Raw genomic sequence first — 1124 nt, 5'->3', positions numbered from 1 at the left:
CGGCGCCGCCGAAGAGGCCCATCTTGCCGCCCTTGGGGAAGGGAACAAGAAGGTCAACGACCTTGATGCCGGTTTCAAGCAGTTCCACCTTGGTGTTCAGGTCTGTAAAGGCCGGAGCAGGACGGTGGATGGGGTAGTGCTTTTCAGCGTTAACCGGGCCCAGTTCGTCAACGGGGCGACCGATGACGTTCAGGATACGGCCAACGGCGGCCTTGCCTACGGGAACCATGATGGGGTTCCCGGTGTCGATCGCGTCCATGCCGCGGACAAGGCCTTCAGTGGCGTCCATGGCGATGGTACGAACGACGTTGTCGCCCAGGTGCTGCGCAACCTCACAGATGAGGCTGGGAGCATCGCTATTGTTCGGGTTGGTTATCTCCAGGGCGGTGAAGATACTCGGCAGGTTGCCGTCGCTGAACTCTACGTCCACAACGGCGCCGATAACCTGAACGACTTTACCGATGTTTTTGCTCATGTTTGGCTCCTTAACGTCTTGTTATAGAGCCGCGTCAGCATGTTGATCATCTCATTGCAGTTACGGGTGGCGTTGTCCATGGCAGCCATGCGGGCGGCGTGCTCGCTGGCCGAGGTGTCCAACATGCCACGGTAAACCTGCACCTTGACGTAGCGGGGCAGAAGCTCCGCCAACAGCTTTTCTTCCTGCGGCTCGTACACGTATTCGCAACTGGGTGTGCCAGACTCTTTGGCAACCTCGTCGGCTGACGGCGTTTGCAGCGGCAGCAGACGAAGGGTGCGGGCAGGCTGGCTTGCCATGGATACGAACTCGCCGTAAATCAACCACACTTCGTCGAATGCGAAGGTTTCGTAGCCGTGGATAACTTCCTGTGCCACAGAGCTGGCCAAGGGGAAGTCTATGCTACCCATGCGGTCACCATAGGCCGCGAAGATCTTGTGTCCGGCAGAACGAATGGCGTCGCGGCCCTTACGTCCCACACAGGCAAAGCTGATCTCCATTCCAGCCCCGGCTTTTTCCTTCGCCAGACGCAGAGCGGTGGCGATGATGTTGCCGTTAAAGCTGCCGCACAGGCCACGGTCTGATGTAACCAGCACGATGGCGCAGTGTTTCTTTTCCTCATGCTCTGCCAGCAGGGGGTGGGCGTTTC

Annotated in this window: 1 protein-coding gene and 1 pseudogene; both read right to left on the bottom strand. The window is 58.8% G+C overall.

Annotated features, from left to right (window positions below):
- Positions 1–475: pseudogene (locus tag ACE3NW_RS06150) on the bottom strand (F0F1 ATP synthase subunit beta); the annotation flags it as partial.
- Positions 472–1124 (bottom strand): F0F1 ATP synthase subunit gamma (locus tag ACE3NW_RS06145; protein WP_374281463.1); only part of this gene is annotated, 653 nt, incomplete at its 5' end. The gene ACE3NW_RS06145 and the pseudogene ACE3NW_RS06150, both read right to left, overlap by 4 nt.

The organism is Desulfovibrio sp., from assembly GCF_041907885.1.
In the GTDB taxonomy this organism is placed as follows: domain Bacteria; phylum Desulfobacterota; class Desulfovibrionia; order Desulfovibrionales; family Desulfovibrionaceae; genus Desulfovibrio.
The sequence above is the reverse complement of the archived record's forward strand: the minus strand, read 5'-3'. Positions and strand labels throughout refer to the sequence as shown.